Raw genomic sequence first — 19,178 nt, 5'->3', positions numbered from 1 at the left:
CTCCCCCTCCCGGCCCCCTACCCCGCCCTGGACACGGCCCCCTTCCTCACCGACTGAGCGGAAGCGGACCGCAGTTCAAAGGGCCTTCACAGGGGGGCCGCACCATCTCCGCATCCGAAGATCACCTAGTGTGCCCCTCGTGGCGGGCCTTGTTCTGGAGCGCGAAGCCGCCCGGGGCCCGCTGCCGAATGTGGGGACAGATGAAGAGACTCGCCATAGGCGCCGCCCTGACCGGCGCCCTGGCCCTGACCGGCCTGGCCGCACCCGTGGCGTCCGCCGCCACGCCGAACCTGGTCTTCTCCGGCGTGACCGTCAACAAGGGGAAGGCGATCGTCGTCGGCACCACCGCGACGGTCAACGTGCCGGTGACGTACAACCTGACCCGGCCCGCCGACCTGGTCATCGACAACAAGAAGACGTTCGCCGCGGTGGTTCTCTACCGCGGCTCGCTGAAGTCCGTCGACAACGAGCTGGGCCCGGAAGTCATGCCCACGTGCACGACGACCGCCACCACGGCGACGACGGTCATCGAGCGCTGCACGGAGACGATCCCCGTCTCCCCGCGCGACTACCTCTACGAGGCCGCGGACGCGGGCACGTGGAAGGCGGCCGGCGTGTACGCGCACATGGACGGCACCGTCTCGGACGACTTCCTCAGCTCCGAGACCAACATGGCGATGTGGGGCAACCTGGCGACCGCCAAGGTGCAGCGCGCGGCCAAGCTCACCACGGACGCCACACCTGAGCCGGTGAGGAAGGGCAAGACCCTCACCGTCAAGGGCGCGCTGACCCGGGCCAACTGGGCCAACGGCAAGTACTCGGGCTACGTGGGCCAGACGGCGACCCTCCAGTTCCGGGCCAAGGGCAGCAGCACGTACAAGAACGTGAAGACGGTGAAGTCCGGTACGGCCGGCGCGCTGTCGACCACGGTCAAGGCCAACGCCGACGGCTACTACCGGTACACGTTCGCCGGTACGTCCACCACCGCCGCGGCGACCGCCGCGGGCGACTACGTCGACGTGAAGTGACGAACGCCGTGCAGTGACGGCCGTACGGGGAGACGCCACGGCGTCTCCGGGCCGCCCCGCCGCCCCCGCAGGTGACGACTCCGTCGCCTGCGGGGGCGGTTTCCGTTGCGCCTCGGGGCCGTTTCCCTTGACGCCCGCTTCTCCCCGGGCTTAGGTTCCTGCCACCGAATAGGAAACCTTCCTAACAGTGATCACCGGATGGACTTCCCCACCCGGTCGCTGAGAGGCTGGGCGGCCGAGAGGCAGGTGTCGACCCCATGGCAGGAACCACCGGTACGCCGGGCACCCCGCGCGTCCTGCGCGCCATGAACGACCGGGCCGCGCTCGACCTCCTGCTGGAGCACGGGCCGCTGTCCCGCACCCGCATCGGCAAGCTCACCGGCCTGTCCAAGCCCACCGCCTCCCAACTGCTGGCCCGGCTGGAGGCGGCGGGACTCGTCCTGGCCACCGGCATCAGCGAGGGCCGCCCCGGCCCCAGCGCGCAGCTGTACGAGGTCAATGCGGCCGCCGCGTACGCGGCCGGACTCGACGTCACCCCCGAACGCATCCGGGCCGCCGTCGCCGACATCACCGGCCGTACGGTCGGCGCGTACGAACTGCCCACCCCCGGCAGGAAGTCGGCGTCGGTCGTCCAGCAGGTCACCGACGCGCTCGACGGCGCGGTGAAGGCGGCCGGGCTCGCCCGCGACGACGTCCACCGCGTCGTCATCGGCACCCCTGGCGCCTTCGACCCCAACACCGGCCGTCTGCGCTACGCCTCCCACCTGCCCGGCTGGCACACCCCGGCCCTCCTCGACGAACTCGCCGCCGCCCTGCCGATGCCGGTCGAGTACGAGAACGACGTCAACCTCGTCGCCGTCGCCGAGCAGCGGCTGGGCGCGGCCCGCGGCCACGCGGACTTCGTCCTGCTGTGGAACGAGGGCGGCCTCGGCGCCGCGCTCGTGCTCGGCGGCCGCCTGCACCGCGGCTGGACCGGCGGCGCCGGCGAGGTCGGCTTCCTGCCGGTGCCCGGCACGCCCCTGGTCCGCCAGGTGACCAGGACGGGCAGCGGCGGCTACCAGGAGCTGGCCGGTTCGCAGGCGCTGCCCCGGCTGGCCCGGGAACTGGGCGTGACACGGATCCCGTCCGGCCCGTACACCGAGGTCGCCGCCGCCCTGGTGGCCCGCGCGGCCGCGGCGGGCGACGGCCCCGAGCGGCAGTTGCTCCAGACCTACGCGACCCGGCTGGCCACCGGTCTGGCCTCGCTCGTCTCCGTCCTCGACCCCGAACTCGTCGTCCTCAGCGGCGCCTCGCTCACCTCCGGCGGCGAGCCGTTGCGCGCGCTGGTCCAGGCCGAACTGGCCGAACTGGCCGCCGCCCGGCCCCGGCTGCTGGTCGGCGGCGTCACCGAACACCCCGTGCTGCGCGGCGCGTTGGAGAGCGCGCTGGCGGCCACCCGCGACGAGGTCTTCGACACCTCGCGCTGACCCCGGCAGCCACCACCTCCTCCCGCCTCACTCCACCATCTCCTCCTTCCGCCCCACCTCCACCGCCTCCCCTTCCTCTCACCCCGCCCGTCCCAGGGAGATTCCGTCATGCCCGAAGTCATGCCCACAGCGGTACGCAAGGCAGCGCTCGTCCTGACCGCGTCGGCGATCCTCCTCACCACCGCCTGCACCGGCCAGAGCGGCTCCGGCGCGAGCGACGACGCGTCGAAGGAGACGACCATCAACTTCTGGCACGCCTGGAGCGCGCCCTCCGAGGTCAAGGCCGTCCAGGCACTGGTCGACGGCTTCGAGAAGAAGCACCCCAACATCCACGTCGACGTCGTCGGCAACGTGACCGACGACAAGATCAACCAGGCGCTGCGGGCGGGCGGCGCCAAGGCGCCCGACGTCATCTCGTCCTTCACCACGAACAACGTGGGCAAGTTCTGCTCCTCGGGCGCCCTGACCGACCTCGACCCGTTCTTCGAGAAGTCCGGCATCGACCCCGCGACGACCTTCCCGAAGGCGATGAACGAGTACACCCGGTTCGACGGCGACCGCTGCGCGGCACCGCTGCTGGGCGACGCCTACGGCCTCTACTACAACAAGACGGCGTTCGCGAAGGCCGGCATCAAGAACCCGCCGCGCACCTGGTCCGAGTTCGAGGCCGACGCCAAGAAGCTGACGATCGCCAAGGGCGACTCGTACACGCAGCTGGGGTTCATGCCGAACTACCACGGCTGGGAGTCCACGACCGAGCACTACTTCGGGCAGTTCTCCCCGACGTACTTCGACGCCGACGGCAAGTCCAACCTCGCCAAGGACCCGGCGTTCAAGGCCGGTTTCACGCTCCAGAAGCGGCTCGTCGACGAACTCGGCGGATTCCGGCGGCTGGAGAAGTTCCGCTCCACCCTGGGCGACGAGTGGGGTCCCAAGCACCCCTTCCAGACCGGCCAGGTCGCGATGCAGCTGGACGGCGAGTGGCGCCTGGGCATGGCGACGGAGGCGAAGCCGGACTTCGAGATCGGCGTCGCCCCGCTGCCCGTGCCCGACGACCAGGCGGCCCAGTACGGCAAGGGCTACATCACCGGCACGATCGCGGGTATCGCCGCCAACAGCCGCAAGCAGAACGCGGCCTGGGAGCTGGTGAAGTACATGACCACCGACACGGACGCGGTCGTGGACTTCTCCAACGCCATCCACAACGTGCCCTCCACGCTGGCCGCCCTGAAGTCGCCGAAGCTGAAGTACGACCCGCGCTTCAAGACGTTCCTCGACATCGCCGCGAACCCGGCCTCGACCACGACGCCCGCCTCGATCAACGGCGGGGTGTACCTCGTGACGATCCAGCAGCTCGGCTACGACTACGAGAGCGGCAAGGTGAAGGACCTGGCGTCCGGCCTGGCCGCGACGGCCGCGCAGATCGACACGGACATCGCGCAGGCGAAGTAGGCCGGCCATGAGCACTGTCACCCTGGCGTCGAAGCGCCGCCGCGCGGCCCTTCGCAACCTCGCCTTCCTCTCCCCCTGGCTGATCGGCTTCGCGGTCTTCTTCGCGTACCCGCTGGTCTCGACGGTCTACTTCTCGTTCATGCACTACGACGGCTTCCGGCCGCCGACCTGGAGCGGGACGAAGAACTGGACGTACGTCTTCGAGCACTACCCCCTGTTCTGGCCCGCCCTGCGCAACACCCTGTGGCTGGTCGTGGTGACGGTCTCCCTGCGGGTCGTCTTCGGGCTCGGCGTGGGCCTGCTGATCACCAGGATCAAGACGGGTACGGGCGTCTTCCGCACGCTGTTCTACCTGCCCTACCTCGCTCCCCCGGTGGCCGCGACGATGGCGTTCGCGTTCCTGCTCAACCCCGGTACCGGGCCGGTCGATTCGATCCTGGAGAAGGCCGGGATCGACGCGCCCGGCTGGTTCAACGACCCGTCCTGGTCCAAACCGGCGCTCACCCTGCTCGCGCTGTGGGGCATCGGCGACCTGATGGTCATCTTCATGGCGGCGCTGCTGGACGTGCCGAAGGAGCAGTACGAGGCGGCCGAGCTGGACGGCGCCTCGGCGTGGCAGCGGTTCCGCTACGTCACGCTGCCGAACATCTCCCCCATCGTGATGTTCGCCGTGGTCACCGGTGTCATCCAGACCATGCAGTACTACACCCAGCCGCTGATCGCGGGGAAGGTCGCCTCGGGCGTCATCCAGGGCGCGGGCACCCAGTTCGAACCCGGCTACCCGGACAAGTCGACCCTCACCCTCCCCCAGCTCGTCTACAACCTCGGCTTCCAGCGCTTCGACTACGGCTCCGCCTGTGTGGTCGCGCTCGTGCTGTTCGCCCTGTCGACGGTGTTCACCGCGTTCCTGATGCGGCGCCGCGGCGGTCTCCTCCAGGCAGGTGACTGACCTTGACCCACGTACTCGACCAGCCCGCCGGGTCGACGGCCGCCGTCACGCCGGCCGGGCGCGCCGCCCGGCGCCGGGCGGCCCTGGAGTGGATCGCCGTGCACTCCCTCGGTCTCGCGGCCGCCCTCTTCTTCGTCCTGCCCTTCGTGTTCGTGTTCCTGACCTCGCTGATGAGCGACACCCAGGCGCTGAGCCGGGACCTGGTCCCGCACACCTGGGAATGGGCCAACTACCGTAAGGTCTTCGACACTCCCGGCTTCCTGACCTGGTGGCGCAACACCCTGCTCTACGCCGGGGCCGGCACCGTCCTGACGGTCGTGTCGTCGCTCCCGGTGGCGTACGCGCTCGCCAAGTTCCGCTTCCGCGGCCGGAATCCGGCGCTGATGCTGGTGATCTCGATGATGATGCTGCCCCCGCAGGTCGTCATCATCCCGATGTACCTCTTCTGGGCGAAACAGCTCGGGCTCTCGGGCACGCTGTGGCCGCTCGTCATCCCGATGGCGTTCGGCGACGCGTTCTCCATCTTCCTGCTGCGCCAGTTCCTGACCACGATCCCCGACGAGTACGTGGACGCGGCCAGGGTGGACGGCTGCGGCGACCTGCGCACCCTGCTGAAAGTCGTCGTCCCGATGGCGAAGCCGGGGATCGCCGCCGTGGCGCTGTTCCAGTTCTTCTACGCCTGGAACGACTACTTCGGCCCGCAGATCTACGCGTCCGAGAACCCCGGCGCCTGGACCCTGTCCTACGGCCTGGAGTCCTTCAAGGGCGCCCACCACACCGACTGGAACCTCACCATGGCCGCCACCGTGCTGGTCATGGCCCCCGTGATCCTTGTGTTCTTCTTCGCCCAGAAGGCGTTCGTCGAGGGCGTCACCCTCACCGGAGTGAAGGGCTGAACTACTCGTGAAACTCACCGTGGTCGGCGGCGGCTCGACCTACACCCCCGAACTCGTCGACGGCTTCGCCCGTCTGCGCGACACCCTGCCCGTCGAGGAGTTGGTGCTGGTCGACCCGGCGGCGGACCGGCTGGAGCCGGTCGGCGCCCTGGCCCGGCGCATCTTCGCCAGGCAGGGCCACCCGGGCCGGATCGTCACCACCTCCGACCTGGACGCCGGCGTCGACGGCGCCGACGCGGTCCTCCTCCAGCTGCGCGTCGGCGGACAGGCGGCCCGCGAGCAGGACGAGACCTGGCCGCTGGAGTGCGGCTGCGTCGGCCAGGAGACCACGGGCGCGGGCGGCCTGGCCAAGGCGCTGCGCACGGTGCCGGTGGTCCTGGACATCGCCGAACGGATCCGCAGGACCAACCCCGGCGCCTGGATCATCGACTTCACCAACCCGGTCGGCATCGTCACCAGGGCCCTGCTCCAGACCGGGCACAAGGCGATCGGTCTGTGCAACGTGGCGATCGGCCTCCAGCGGAAGTTCGCGGCGCTGCTCGGTGTCGCCCCCGCCGACCTGCACCTCGACCACGTCGGCCTCAACCACCTCACCTGGGAGACCGCCGTCCGGCGCGGCGGCCCGGACGGCGCGGACGCGCTGCCCGCGCTGCTGGCCGAGCACGGCGAGGCGATCGCCGCCGACCTGCGGCTGCCCCGCCCGCTCCTCGACCGGCTGGGCGTCGTCCCGTCGTACTACCTGCGCTACTTCTACGCGCACGACGAGGTCGTACGGGAGCTGCGGACGAAGCCGTCGCGGGCGGCCGAAGTGGCCGCGATGGAACGGGAGCTGCTGGCGATGTACGCCGATCCGGCCCTGGACGAGAAGCCCGAGCTGCTCGCGAAGCGGGGCGGCGCCTTCTACTCCGAGGCGGCGGTGGACCTCGCGGCGGCGCTGCTGGGCGGGGCGGGCAGCCCGTACCAGGTGGTCAACACCCGCAACGACGGCACGCTGCCGTTCCTCCCGGCGGACGCGGTAATCGAGGTGCAGGCCGCGGTCGGCCCGAAGGGCGCGGCCCCGCTGCCGGTCGCGCCGGTGGACCCGCTGTACGCGGGCCTGGTCGCGAACGTGACGGCGTACGAGGACCTGGCCCTGGCGGCCGCCCTGCACGGCGGCCGGGACCGGGTCTTCCGGGCCCTGCTGGCCCATCCCCTCGTCGGCCAGTACGCGTACGCCGAGACCCTCACCGACCGGCTGATCGCGCACAACCGGGAGCACCTCGCGTGGGCCTGACCGCGAGCGTCCTCGCCATCGACGCGGGCAACAGCAAGACCGACGTGGCGGTCGTGGCGGCCGACGGGACCGTCCTGGCCACCGCCCGCGGCGGCGGGTTCCGGCCGCCTGTCGTGGGCGTGACGGCGGCGGTGGACGTCCTGGCGGAGGCGGTCGGCCGAGCGTACGCGGCGGCGGGCGTCGACGAGGTGCGGCAGGTGTCGGCCTGCCTGGCCAACGCCGACCTGCCGGTGGAGGAGGAGCAGTTGGCCGCCGCGCTGCGCACGCGCGCGTGGGGCACGTCCGTGGACGTCCGCAACGACACCTTCGCGATCCTGCGGGCGGGCGTGGCCGAGCCGCGGGGCGTCGCCGTGGTGTGCGGCGCCGGCATCAACTGCGTCGGTATGCACCCCGACGGCCGCACCGCCCGCTTCCCTGCGCTCGGCCGGATCTCCGGCGACTGGGGCGGCGGCTGGCATCTGGCCGAGGAGGCCCTGTGGCACGCGGCGCGGGCCGAGGACGGGCGCGGCGTCCCCACCGCGCTGGCCCGGACCCTGCCCGCGCACTTCGGCCTCGACTCCATGTACGCGCTGATCGAGGCACTGCACCTGGAGCGGGTCGCCGCGCACCGGCGCCACGAGCTGACCCCGGTGCTGTTCGCCACGGCCGCCGGGGGCGATCCGGTGGCCCGCTCGGTCGTGGACCGGCTGGCCGAGGAGATCGTGGCCATGGCCACCGTCGCGCTGACCCGCCTCGGCCTGCTGGAGGAGGAGACTCCGGTCCTGCTGGGCGGCGGGGTCCTCGCCGCGGGCCACACCCTGCTCGACGACGCCGTACGGGATCTGCTCGCCGTCCGGGCGCCCGAGGCGGTGGCGCGGGTGGTGACGGCGCCACCGGTGCTGGGGGCGGCGCTGCTGGGGCTGGACCGGGTGGACGCGCCGGCCGGGGCGCGGGAGCGGCTGCGGGCCCACTACGCGCCGTGAGGCGGGCGGTGCCCCCCGCCGGTCCGCGGGTCGGGAGGGGTGCGCGCCCCCGCCTGAACGCGGGCCGGGAGGGGGCGTTACCCGCGCCGGTGCGCGGGCCGGGAGGGGCGGGCGCCCTCGCCGGGCCGCGTTCCGAAGGGGGCGGGTGCCCCCACCGGTCCGCGGGCCGGGAACCGAACAGATTCCCGCGGCGTATTCATGGGCAGAGGGTGCAGATGGTTCGGACGGGCCGCGACCCGCGACCCCGGCCTTGCGCTGCGATCCGATCAAGATCCAGCGAAGCCCGGTGCGGATGTCGGTCCCGGCAGTGATACTGGCGTCGACGGATGACCACGGGGGAGGTCAGCAGTGACTCAGGCACCGAAGAGCAGCGCGGCACCGCCGAGTTCGGGCGTGCCCACGATGCCGGTGATCCCGCCGCAGGCCGGAGCCCGCCCCGGGGCCGCCGACCGGTCCGCGGCCGCCGCGCCGCCGCCGCGCGCCACCGCGTTCGCGGAGGGCGCCGACCGGCTGCGCGCCGCCGCGACCACCGAACCGGGCCGGCTGCGCATCATCGGTGCCCTCCTCGCCGTCCTCGTCGTCGCGTTCGGCGCCGTCACCGCCTGGCAGATGACCGACCGCTCGGCCGCGGCCGACGACGTCCTGCACAAGAGCCAGCCGCTCACCTCCGCCGCCGCCGACATCTACCGCTCGCTCGCCGACGCCAACACCGCGGCCTCCAGCGGCTTCCTGGCCGGCGGCCAGGAGACGGCCGCCTCCCGCAAGCGGTACGAGCAGGACATCGACACCGCCGCCGCGGGACTGGTCGAGGCGGCCGGCAACTCCGACCCCGGCTCCCCCGCCGCGGCGACCATCACCAAGCTGAACATCCTGCTGCCGGAGTACAAGGGCCTGGTCGAGCGCGCCCGTACGTACAACCGGCAGGGCTTCCCGGTCGGCGGCGCCTATCTGCGGTACGCCAACGAGAAGATGCAGGGCGAGATGCTCCCGGCGGCGCAGGACCTCTACACCAAGGAGAACCGCCGCCTCGGCGACGACTACGCGCGTGCCACGCCCTACCCCTGGGCGGCGATCGCCCTCGGCGTCCTCGCGCTGGCCGCGCTCGGCTGGATCCAGCACCGCAACTACCGCCGCACCAACCGGGTGCTGAACCACGGTCTGGTGGCGGCCTCGGTCACCGCGGCGGTCGTGCTGCTCTGGCTCGTCGTCGGCCACAGCGTGGCCCGCGCGCAGCTGAACGAGTCCTACGACCACGGCGTCCGCTCGCTGAACGTGCTGCACGACGCCCGGATCGCCTCCCTCAAGGCCCGGGGCAACGAGAACCTCACCCTGGTGGCCCGCGGCGCCGAGACGATCAAGGTGGGGGACACCACGGTCGACGTCTACGACCACGACTTCACCGAGGACATGACCGCCCTCGGCAAGGGTCTGGCGCTGGCCGGGACGCTCGCCGACGACCACAAGGGCGCCGAGCCGGTCACCGCGGCCGTCGCCAACATGACGGAGTGGAAGAAGCGGCACGCCGCCGCCCGCGAGCAGGACGAGAACGGCAACTACCAGCAGGCGCTGGACCGGGTGATCGGCGACGAGGGCGCGACCGGCGAGTGCTTCGACAGTGTCGACGCCAACCTCGCCCGCGCCCTCGACCACGAGCAGAGCGAGTTCCGGCAGGCGGCGGGCGACGGCCTGGGCGCGATGACCGGACTGCCGCTGGGCGCCGCCGTACTGGCCGTGCTGGGCGCGGCGGGCGCGGTGCTCGGCATCGGGCGCAGGCTGTCGGAGTACCGGTGAGAGGGGGCGTGACGATGCATGTGCGACGGGTGCGGGCCGGCCTGAGGGGCTGGGGCGGAGTGGGCGCGATGGCGGTCGTCTGCGCCCTGGCCCTGGCCTTCGTCCTGCTGCTGCCGCTGGTCCGGCCGCACCACGACGACGACGCGGGCCTGGGCGGGCCCGGCCTCGCCACCGGCGACCAGATGCGGGCCGGGAACTGCACGGCCCCGGAGAAGCAGACGCTGCCGCCGTCGGCCGCGGACGGCGCCACCATAGAGGCCATCAAGAACCGCACCGGCGAGAAGCGCAAGCTGATCGTCGGCGTCGACCAGAACAGCTACCGCTGGGGCTACCGGGACCCGAACAACCAGGGCTCCGAACTGGAGGGCTTCGACATCGACCTGGTCCACCGGATAGCCCAGGACATCCTCGGCGACCCGGACGCGGTCCAGTTCAAGGCCATCCCCACCAACGAGCGCATACCGGCCATCAAGGACGGCCGGGTCGACATGATCGTGCGCACGATGACCATCAACTGCGACCGGCTGAAGGACGTGGCGTTCTCCGCGCCCTACTTCAAGACCGGCCAGCAGGTCCTGGCGCCCAAGTCGTCGACGATCACGGGCTACAACAGCACACTGGCGGGGAAGAGGATCTGCACGGCGGCGTCCTCCACCGCGTACACCAAGCTCGACGAGGACAGGAAGGCGGGCCGGCTCGCCTCCTCCGTCGACATCTCCACCACCGTCCCCAACCAGCTCGACTGTCTGGTCCGGCTCCAGCTCGGCGAGGTCGACGCGGTGGTCACCGACGGCGCGCTCGCCGCGAGCCAGGCCGCCCAGGACCCCACGGTCGAACTGAAGGGCGCCCCCTTCACCACCGAGTACTACGGCGTGGCGATGCGGCAGAACGCCGACGACCTGGTGCGCCGGGTCAACCGGATCCTGGTCGGCTACAGCGCCGACGGCTGGCAGGCCTCGTACGACACCTGGCTGTCGGCGACACTGGGCAAGGACGCGACGGGGTCGAGGCCGCCCGCACCGCAGTACCTGCGCACGAGCTGACCGCACGCCGACGGACACCACGAGGACCACGAAGGCAGCAGACCCGAAACCCTATTCAGCAGCGAGAGGTGATCGATGGGCGTCACGGACCCCGCCGGGCCGGTGATGGACCGGGACGAGGTGGACCGTGCGCTGGCGCGGCTCGGCGCCGAGCACGAGGCGATCGAGACCTCGCTGCTCGCCCTCCAGGACCACGCGGGCCGCAGGCTCCTCGAAGGCGCCGCGCTCACCGGGACCACCCGGGAGCGCTGGACCTCCGCGGAGGCGTCGATCACGCTGCTGTGGGCGTACTTCGACGCCTACGCCGACGCGCTGCGCTCGGCCCGGGAGATCCGCTCCCGCCGCCGCTGGTCCAGCCGCGAGGACCTGGTGGAGCTGACCGAACTGCTGCGCGGCGAGTCCGTCACGATCGCCGGCAGCGCGACGGCCACGGCGAACGCGCCCACGCTGTCCGGTCCGGGCCGGCTCAGCCAGAGCTTCTCGCTCGTCACGCTCGTGGAGCGGATGAACGACCTGTACGCGTCCTCGCTGGACATGGTCGTCGCCGCCGACGCGGTCTGGTCGGCGCTGCCCGCCCGGATCGATTTACTGGCCGCGGAGCTCCAGCGCACCCGCAAGCTCGCGCACTCCGTGGGCGTGCGCCCCGGCGAGCACCCGGCGGGCGACGACCTGGAGGGGATCACCCGCACCCTGACCGCCCTGCGCGAACAGGTGGTGTCCGACCCGCTCGCCTTCTGGCTGCCGACGCGGGGCAGTTCGGCCCCGGGCGGCGGCCGGCCCGACACGACCGTGTACGACCGGGAGGCGCGCGCGCTGGAGGACGTGCGCCGGGAGATCGACGCCGTGCTGACGGTCCGCCAGGACGCCGAGCAGCGGCTGGTCAGGGTGCGCGACGTGCTCTCCCGCGCGGACCGTACGCTGGCCGAGGCGCGCACCGCGCGCGGCGAGGTCCTCGCGAAGATCGCCGCCACCGAGGTGCCGGTGGTCGGCGGACCGCCGACCGCGCTCCAGGAGCAGCTGGCGACGGCCGCCGAGTACCGCAGGCAGGGCCAGTGGCACCGGCTGTCGCCGCTGCTGGAGTCCCTGGAGCAGCGGGCGGAGGACGAGCTGCTGCGCGCCCGTGAGTCGCTGACGGCGGTCACCGCGCCCCTGGCGGTCCGCGCGGAGCTGCGCGGCCGCCTCGACGCCTACCGGGCGAAGGTCGCCCGGCACGGCCTCGCGGAGGACCCGTTCCTGATCGAGCGGTACGACGCGGCCCGCCGCATGCTGTGGAGCGCGCCCTGCGACCTGCGCGTCGCCGAGCAGACCGTCCTGCGCTACCAGCACGCGGTCGTCGAGCTGCTCGGCGTCCAGGGCGCGGCGCAGCAGCGTGGACCGCAGGACCACAGGGGGGAGCAGTAGCCATGAGTCAGGCGGGTCAGGCGTGTCAGCGGCCGGACTGCGACGGGTCGTACGAGGACATGGGCGGCGGCGAGCTGTACTGCGGCACCTGCGGTCTCGCCCCGGTCGTCCCGGCGGCGTCCGCGTCCGGCGCGATCGGCGGCAAGGGCTCGGCGGGCAGCGGCGGTTCGGGCTCCAGCGCACGCGTCGGCCGCAGTACGCGGACGTCGTCGCAGTCGTCGAAGTCGCGGCGCTCGGTCTCCGGGCGGCTCTCGCGTTCGGTGTCGGGCCGGACCTCGGGCCGCTCGGTGTCGGTGCGCAGTTCCGGTACCGGCACCGGGAGTTCGGCGCGCAGCCGGCTCGGCGCCGGGCTGGTCTCGGTCCCGCAGGTGCCGCGGCCCGACCCGCGGGCGATGGTCCTGGAGAACCCGGAGGTGCCCGAGCGCAAGCGGTTCTGCTCGCGCTCCGACTGCGGTGCGCCGGTGGGGCGTTCGCGCGGCGACCGGGCCGGGCGCACGGAGGGCTTCTGCACCAAGTGCGGGCACCCCTACTCGTTCGTCCCGAAGCTGCACACCGGTGACATCGTGCACGGCCAGTACGAGGTCATGGGCTGTCTGGCGCACGGCGGGCTCGGCTGGGTCTATCTGGCCGTGGACCGCGCGGTGTCGGACCGGTGGGTGGTGCTGAAGGGCCTGCTGGACACCGGCGACGAGGACGCACTGGCCGCGGCGGTGGCCGAGCGGCGCTTCCTCGCCGAGATCGAGCACTCCAACATCGTGCGGATCTACAACTTCGTCGAGCACCTCGACCAGCGGACGGGATCGCTGGACGGGTACATCGTCATGGAGTACGTCGGCGGCAAGTCGCTGAAGGAGATCGCCAACGACCGGCGCACCGCCGACGGCAAGCGCGACCCGCTGCCGGTGGAGCAGGCGTGCGCGTACGGCATCGAGGCGCTGGAGGCCCTCGGCCACCTGCACAGCCGCAACCTGCTGTACTGCGACTTCAAGGTCGACAACGCGATACAGACCGAGGACCAGCTCAAGCTGATCGACATGGGCGCGGTCCGCCGGGTGGACGACGAGGAGTCGGCCATCTACGGCACGGTGGGCTACCAGGCGCCGGAGGTGGCGGACGTCGGCCCCTCGGTGGCCAGCGACCTGTACACGGTGGGCCGCACGCTCGCCGTCCTCACCTTCGACTTCCAGGGCTACACGAGCGTGTTCGCGGACTCCCTGCCCGACCCCGACAACATCGAGGTGTTCCGCCGCTACGAGTCGTTCTACCGGCTGCTGGTGCGCGCCACCGACCCGGACCCGGCGCGCCGGTTCGCGTCCGCGCAGGAGATGGCGGAGCAGCTGACGGGTGTCCTGCGGGAGGTCGTCTCCCTCCAGACGGGACAGGCCAGACCGGCCCTGTCGACCCTGTTCGGGCCCGAACTGAGGGTGACGGACACGGAGTTGTTCCCGCGACTGGACGGGGACGTGTCACGGCTGGGGGCGCGGCCGGCACCGGTGCGGCGGTCCGCCCCCGCCGGACCGACCGGATCCGTCCCCGTTCCCGGGTCCGGCGTCGGTCCGGTTCCCGTGGCCGGGCTCGTCAAGCAGGTCGCCACCCCGGCAGCCGCGCTCGCCCTGCCGGTCCCGCACGTCGACCCGACCGACCCCAACGCCGGTTTCCTGGCGGGCCTGACGACCTCGGCCCCGGCCGAGCTGATCAGCGCGCTGTCGGCCGTGCCCGCCCCGTCCGTCGAGACCCGGCTGCGGCAGATCCGGGCCCGGCTGGAGCACGACGACCCGGCGGCCGCGCTGAGTTCGCTGGGCACGCTGGAGGAGGAGCGCCCGGACGACTGGCGGGTGGTCTGGTACCGGGGCGTGGCCGCGCTGGTGACCGGCGACCACGAGGGCGCCGCGCTCTCCTTCGACGCGGTCTACGACGCCTTCCCGGGCGAGAGCGCGCCCAAGCTGGCGCTCGGCCTGTGCGCCGAGGTGCTGGGGCAGTTGGACAACGCGGCCGAGTACTACCGCCTGGTGTGGTCGACCGACCCGAGCTATGTGAGCGCCGCGTTCGGCCTGGCCCGCGTCCAGCTCGCGACCGGGGACCGCCGTGCGGCCGTACGGACGCTGGAGTCGGTGCCGGAGTCGTCCATCCACTACACGGCGGGCCGGGTGGCGGCGGTGCGCGCGCGGCTGCGGCAGCGGACGGCGACATCTTCGGACGTGTCGTTCCCGGAGGATCTCGGCGCCGCCGCGGCCCAGGTCGAGGCGCTGGACGCATACGGTCTGGATCCGACGCGGCGGGAGCAGTTGTCCACGGAAGTGCTCGGCTGCGCGCTGGACTGGATACTCTCCGGAGGGCGGCCTTCCGCCCCCGCCGCCTCCGGGGAGCGGGCGCTGCTCGGCAGCGGTTTGGACGAACGGGGCCTCAGGTTCGGCCTGGAGCGCTCGTACCGCACGCTGGCCCGGCTGGCGACCGGCGGCGAGGAGAGGATCGACCTGGTGGAACGTGCCAATCGTTACCGCCCCCGGACGTGGGTGTAGGTGATGTCCCAGATGTCCCAGCAGGCCGCCCTGGCGCGGTGCCCGGGCTGCGAGGAGCCGCTCGAACCGGGCGACCGTTTCTGCGGCGCGTGCGGATACGACCTGTCCGCCGTGCCGCCGCAGCCGGACGACCATCCGACGCTCACCATGAACAGCCCGGTCCCGCATCCGGCCCCGCACCCGGCCGCCGCGCCGGCGGAACCGGCCGCCGAGGCCCCTCGGGCCTCTTCGGCCCCCGCGGGCCCGCAGACTCCCGCGGGCCCGCCGGCCACCGCGGTCCCCCCGGCCGTCCCGGCGCCCTCGGCCCCTCCGGCCGTCCCCGCCACCGGTGTGCGCTTCGACCGGTCGCCGGAGCCCGAGGAGTACGCCCTCCAGGCGCCCGACCCGCGCGTGGCCGCCGAGCTCACCGCGCCGGCCGAGGAGGCCAAGGTGTGCGTCGCCTGCCGGGCCGGCCGGGTCGACGACGACGGCTACTGCGAGGTCTGCGGGCACGCCCAGCCGCGCGAACGCGACCACATGGAGCAGGAGTCGGGCCCGATCGCCGCCGTCAGCGACCGGGGCCTGCGCCACCACCGCAACGAGGACGCCTTCGCCGTCTGCGCGAGCGCGCTGCCCGACGGCTCCCCCGCGCTGGTCGCGATCGTCTGCGACGGCGTCTCCTCCGCGACCCGTCCCGACGAGGCCTCGCTCGCCGCCTCCCGCGCGGCGAGCGAGTCCCTGACGGCCGCCCTGCCGCGCGGCACGCACCCGCAGCAGGCGATGCACGACGCGATCGTCGCCGCCTCGCACGCGGTCGACGCGCTCGCCGAGGAACCGGAGACGGCCCGCGAGCACGCCTCGCACCAGAACGCGCCCGCCTGCACCCTGGTCGGCGCCGTGGTCACCACCGGACTGCTGGTCGTCGGCTGGGTCGGCGACAGCCGCGTCTACTGGGTTCCGGCCGACCGCGGCTCACCGCCCGCCCGGCTGACCGAGGACGACTCGTGGGCCGCGCAGATGGTCGCCGCGGGTCTGATGAACGAGGCGGAGGCCTACGCCGACGAGCGCGCCCACGCCATCACCGGCTGGCTCGGTGCCGACGCCTACGAACTGGAGCCGCACACCGCCGCCTTCAAGCCGGACCGGCCGGGTGTGCTGGTGGTGTGCACGGACGGCCTGTGGAACTACGCCGAGGCGGCCGAGGAGATGGCCGAGGTGCTCCCCCTCGACGCCGCCGCACGTCCGCTGCACGCGGCCCAGGTGCTCGTCGGCCACGCGCTGGACGGCGGGGGCCACGACAACGTAACAGTGGCCGTGCTGCCGTTCCCCGCCCCGTCACCCGGGGCAGGATCGGCCTGAGGCCGCGAACCTGGACGAAGGCACGTGGGCACCGACGGACCGGAGGGGACCGGTCCGTACCGAGACATCACCCCCGCGGACGTGGGGGCTCATAGGGGGATCTGAGCAGGTATGGCCAACTTCTCGAAGTCGAACGTGCCGCAGTTCTCGGTGGACGTCTACCAGAACGAGTACCTCCCGGAGGGCGGTCGCGAGGTCAACGCGATCGTCACGGTCACCGCGACGGGCGGCGGAACGGTCGGCAGCGCGGTCTCGGCCCCGCAGGTGTACGCACCGGGGCAGGGCCCGTCCGCGGGCGTGGTGATCATGGTCGACTGTTCGGGCTCGATGGACTACCCGGCCACGAAGATGCGCAACGCCCGCGACGCCACGGCCGCCGCGATCGACACCCTGCGCGACGGCGTGCACTTCGCGGTGATCGGCGGCACCCATGTGGCCAAGGAGGTCTACCCGGGCAGCGGCCGCCTCGCGGTGGCCTCCGCCACCACGCGCGAGCAGGCCAAGCAGGCGCTGCGCAAGCTGAGCGCCGGCGGCGGCACGGCCATCGGCACCTGGCTGCGGCTCGCCGAGCGGTTGCTGTCCTCGGCCGATGTCGCCATACGCCACGGCATCCTGCTCACCGACGGCCGCAACGAGCACGAGTCGGCGTCGGACCTCAAGGCGTCCCTCGACCACTGCGCGGGCCGGTTCACCTGTGACGCCCGCGGTGTCGGCACCGACTGGGAAGTGAAAGAAGTCACAGGGATCGCCTCCGCGCTGCTCGGCACCGCCGACATCGTCGCCGACCCGGCCGCCCTCGCCGCCGACTTCACGCGGATGATGGAGACGGCCATGGGCAAGGAGGTCGCCGACGTCGCGCTGCGGCTGTGGACCCCGGTCGGCACGTCCATCAAGTACGTAAAGCAAGTCGCCCCCACCGTCGAGGAGTTGACCGACCGCAGAGTCGAGGCCGGGCCGCGCGCCGGGGACTACCCCACCGGCTCCTGGGGCGACGAGTCCCGCGACTACCACGTGTGCGTCGAGGTCCCGTCCGCGGGCATCGGCCAGGAGATGCTGGCCGCCCGGGTCTCCCTGGTGGTCCCGCAGCCCGGGGGCGCGAGCGCCCCGAACCCGGGCGCACAGGGCCTCGTACGGGCCGTGTGGACCGACGACATGACGGCGTCGACCTCGATCAATCCGCAGGTGGCGCACTACACGGGCCAGGCGGAACTGGCCCGGGCGATCCAGCAGGGCCTCGACCTTCGCAAAGCGGGCGATTTCGACGGCGCAACGGCCAAGCTGGGCCGTGCCGTTCAGCTCGCCAGCGTCTCCGGGAACGCCGATACTGCGAAACTGCTTGCGAAGGTGGTGGACGTGGTCGACGCGACGACAGGTACTGTGCGATTGAAGGCAAAGGTCGCGGAGGCCGACGAGATGACTCTCGAAACTCGGTCCACAAAGACTGTTCGTGTAAAGAAGTGACCTAGCGGGACACCGCAAGCAGCGAGCCTGGCCCCTCTCGGGGTCGGAGTAAATCCGGTCAGAGCGGCCGGAAAAGGAGAGGGGGAAGCGCCGACATGCCGACCTGCCCGAACGGACATCAGTCGGGTTCCGACGACTGGTGCGAGGTTTGTGGTCACCGCATGGCCGGTGCCGTGCCTCCGCCCCCTCCGCCGCCGCCCCCGCCGGGCGACTACGGCTTCCCGCCGCCGCCTCCCGGTCACGGCGGCCAGCAGGGCCACGGCGGCCGTCACCTGTCCTCCGTGCCGAACGCCGAGCCGGAGCTCTGCCCCCAGTGCCGTACGCCCCGCGAGAACGGTGCGCCGTTCTGCGAGGAGTGCCGGTGGAACTTCCTCACCAACACGGCGACCTCCTACACCCCGGCCGCCCCGCGCCCGCCCGCGCCCGGCCCGGCCGTCCGCTTCCAGCAGCCGCCCGGCGGTCCCGGCGGCCCGGGGGGTCCCGGCGGTCCGGGTCCCTCCTACGGCGGCGGTGACTCCTTCGACTACCAGAGCTCCCGGCCCTCGCAGGTGAACCGGCCGGCCGAGCCGATCCCGCCGTTCGGCGGTGAGCCCTCGGCTCCGCCGTTCGGCGCGGACCCGTCGCGGCGGCCCGGACCGCCGCCCGGACAGCCCGGACAGCCCGGACAGCAGGGTCCCGGCCCGCAGGGTCCCGGTCAGCAGGGCCAGTCCGGGTTCCCCGGGTTCGGCCCGGACCCCTCGCGGCCCGCTCCGCCGCCCACCGCGGGCGGCCCCGGCGGCTTCGGACCCGGTAACCCCGGGGGTCCCGGTGGCCCCGGCGGTCCCGGTGCGCCCGGTCCCGGTGTGCCGAACGGCGCCCCGCAGATGTACCAGCAGTCCGCTCCGCAGGCCCCGCCGAGGTTCCCGCAGGAGACGGGCCGTCCGCCGCAGGGCGGTCCCCAGCAGGGCGGGCCGTCCTTCGGCGACGACGACTGGGTGCTCTCCCCGCCCTCGGGCAACGCTCCGGGCGGCCCCGGTGGCCAGGGCGGCCCCGGTGGCCAGGGCGGCCCCGGTGGCCAGGGCGGCCCCGGTGGCCAGGGCGGCCCCGGTGCGCCCGGCGGCGGTGGTTACGGCTACCCGCAGCCCGGTGCGACGCAGGGCCCGCCGCCCGGCTCCGGCTTCCCGCAGCAGCCGGCGACCTGGACGGCGACCATCGGTCCGGACCGCACGTACTTCATGGCGATGATGCAGCGCTCCGGACCTGAGGCCGCGGGTCTGAACCTGCCCGCGTACTCGCCCGAGCAGCAGCGCACGCTCACCGGCAACCAGATCACCATCGGCCGCCGCCGCCACTCCACCGGCGAGACCCCCGACGTGGACCTCTCGGTGCCGCCGGAGGACCCGGGCGTCTCGCACCAGCACGCCGTGCTGGTGCAGCAGCCCGACGGCAGCTGGGCGGTCGTCGACCAGAACTCGACGAACGGCACGACGGTCAACGGCTCCGAGGAACCGATTCAGCCCTTCGTTCCGGTACCGCTCCAGGACGGCGACCAGGTGCACGTGGGCGCCTGGACGACGATCACGATCCGGCGGGGCTGAGCCGAGCCCGCCGGTGCGCGGA

At 72.8% G+C, this 19,178-nt stretch carries 14 protein-coding genes; all 14 read left to right on the top strand.

Features of this window, described 5'->3' with window-relative positions; translation table 11 throughout:
• Positions 1-200 precede the first annotated feature (200 nt).
• Positions 201-1,028, top strand: coding sequence for a hypothetical protein (locus ACZ60B_RS35200; RefSeq protein WP_469394406.1), 828 nt, complete (start codon positions 201-203; stop codon positions 1,026-1,028).
• 257 nt (positions 1,029-1,285) lie between these two features.
• Positions 1,286-2,494, top strand: coding sequence for an ROK family transcriptional regulator (locus ACZ60B_RS35195; RefSeq protein WP_469394404.1), 1,209 nt, complete (start codon positions 1,286-1,288; stop codon positions 2,492-2,494).
• A 120-nt stretch (positions 2,495-2,614) separates the two neighbouring features.
• Positions 2,615-3,946, top strand: a complete 1,332-nt coding sequence (locus ACZ60B_RS35190) for an ABC transporter substrate-binding protein (protein WP_469394413.1) — start codon at positions 2,615-2,617, stop codon at positions 3,944-3,946.
• Between the two features lie 7 nt (positions 3,947-3,953).
• Positions 3,954-4,895, top strand: a complete 942-nt coding sequence (locus ACZ60B_RS35185) for a carbohydrate ABC transporter permease (protein ID WP_469394402.1) — start codon at positions 3,954-3,956, stop codon at positions 4,893-4,895.
• A gap of 2 nt (positions 4,896-4,897) precedes the next feature.
• Positions 4,898-5,791, top strand: coding sequence for a carbohydrate ABC transporter permease (locus tag ACZ60B_RS35180; protein WP_469394400.1), 894 nt, complete (start codon positions 4,898-4,900; stop codon positions 5,789-5,791).
• Between the two features lie 7 nt (positions 5,792-5,798).
• Positions 5,799-7,064: a 6-phospho-beta-glucosidase gene (locus tag ACZ60B_RS35175; protein WP_469394399.1), complete on the top strand. Its 1,266-nt coding sequence runs from the start codon at positions 5,799-5,801 to the stop codon at positions 7,062-7,064.
• On the top strand, positions 7,055-8,026 hold the full coding sequence (locus ACZ60B_RS35170) for an N-acetylglucosamine kinase (protein ID WP_469394396.1): 972 nt from the start codon (positions 7,055-7,057) through the stop codon (positions 8,024-8,026). Before ACZ60B_RS35175 ends, ACZ60B_RS35170 begins: the two co-directional genes overlap by 10 nt.
• A 348-nt stretch (positions 8,027-8,374) precedes the next feature.
• Positions 8,375-9,817, top strand: a complete 1,443-nt coding sequence (locus tag ACZ60B_RS35165; protein ID WP_469394394.1) for a hypothetical protein — start codon at positions 8,375-8,377, stop codon at positions 9,815-9,817.
• A 14-nt stretch (positions 9,818-9,831) separates the two neighbouring features.
• On the top strand, positions 9,832-10,860 hold the full coding sequence (locus ACZ60B_RS35160; protein ID WP_469394410.1) for a glutamate ABC transporter substrate-binding protein: 1,029 nt from the start codon (positions 9,832-9,834) through the stop codon (positions 10,858-10,860).
• A gap of 75 nt (positions 10,861-10,935) precedes the next feature.
• On the top strand, positions 10,936-12,261 hold the full coding sequence (locus tag ACZ60B_RS35155) for a coiled-coil domain-containing protein (RefSeq protein WP_469394392.1): 1,326 nt from the start codon (positions 10,936-10,938) through the stop codon (positions 12,259-12,261).
• 2 nt (positions 12,262-12,263) lie between these two features.
• Entirely contained in the window at positions 12,264-14,780 is a 2,517-nt protein-coding gene (locus ACZ60B_RS35150) for a serine/threonine-protein kinase (RefSeq protein WP_469394390.1), read from the top strand.
• A 3-nt stretch (positions 14,781-14,783) separates the two neighbouring features.
• Positions 14,784-16,118 (top strand): PP2C family serine/threonine-protein phosphatase, encoded by a 1,335-nt coding sequence (locus ACZ60B_RS35145; RefSeq protein ID WP_469394388.1) that lies wholly within the window; start codon positions 14,784-14,786, stop codon positions 16,116-16,118.
• Positions 16,119-16,229: 111 nt separating this feature from the next.
• Positions 16,230-17,579 carry a vWA domain-containing protein gene (locus tag ACZ60B_RS35140; RefSeq protein WP_469394386.1) on the top strand — a complete coding sequence of 450 codons (1,350 nt, stop codon included), beginning with the start codon at positions 16,230-16,232 and terminating at the stop codon, positions 17,577-17,579.
• 95 nt (positions 17,580-17,674) lie between these two features.
• Positions 17,675-19,156 (top strand): FHA domain-containing protein, encoded by a 1,482-nt coding sequence (locus tag ACZ60B_RS35135; protein ID WP_469394384.1) that lies wholly within the window; start codon positions 17,675-17,677, stop codon positions 19,154-19,156.
• Positions 19,157-19,178 lie beyond the last annotated feature (22 nt).

Source organism: Streptomyces sp. NPDC104096, assembly GCF_055584385.1.
The sequence above is the reverse complement of the archived record's forward strand: the minus strand, read 5'-3'. Positions and strand labels throughout refer to the sequence as shown.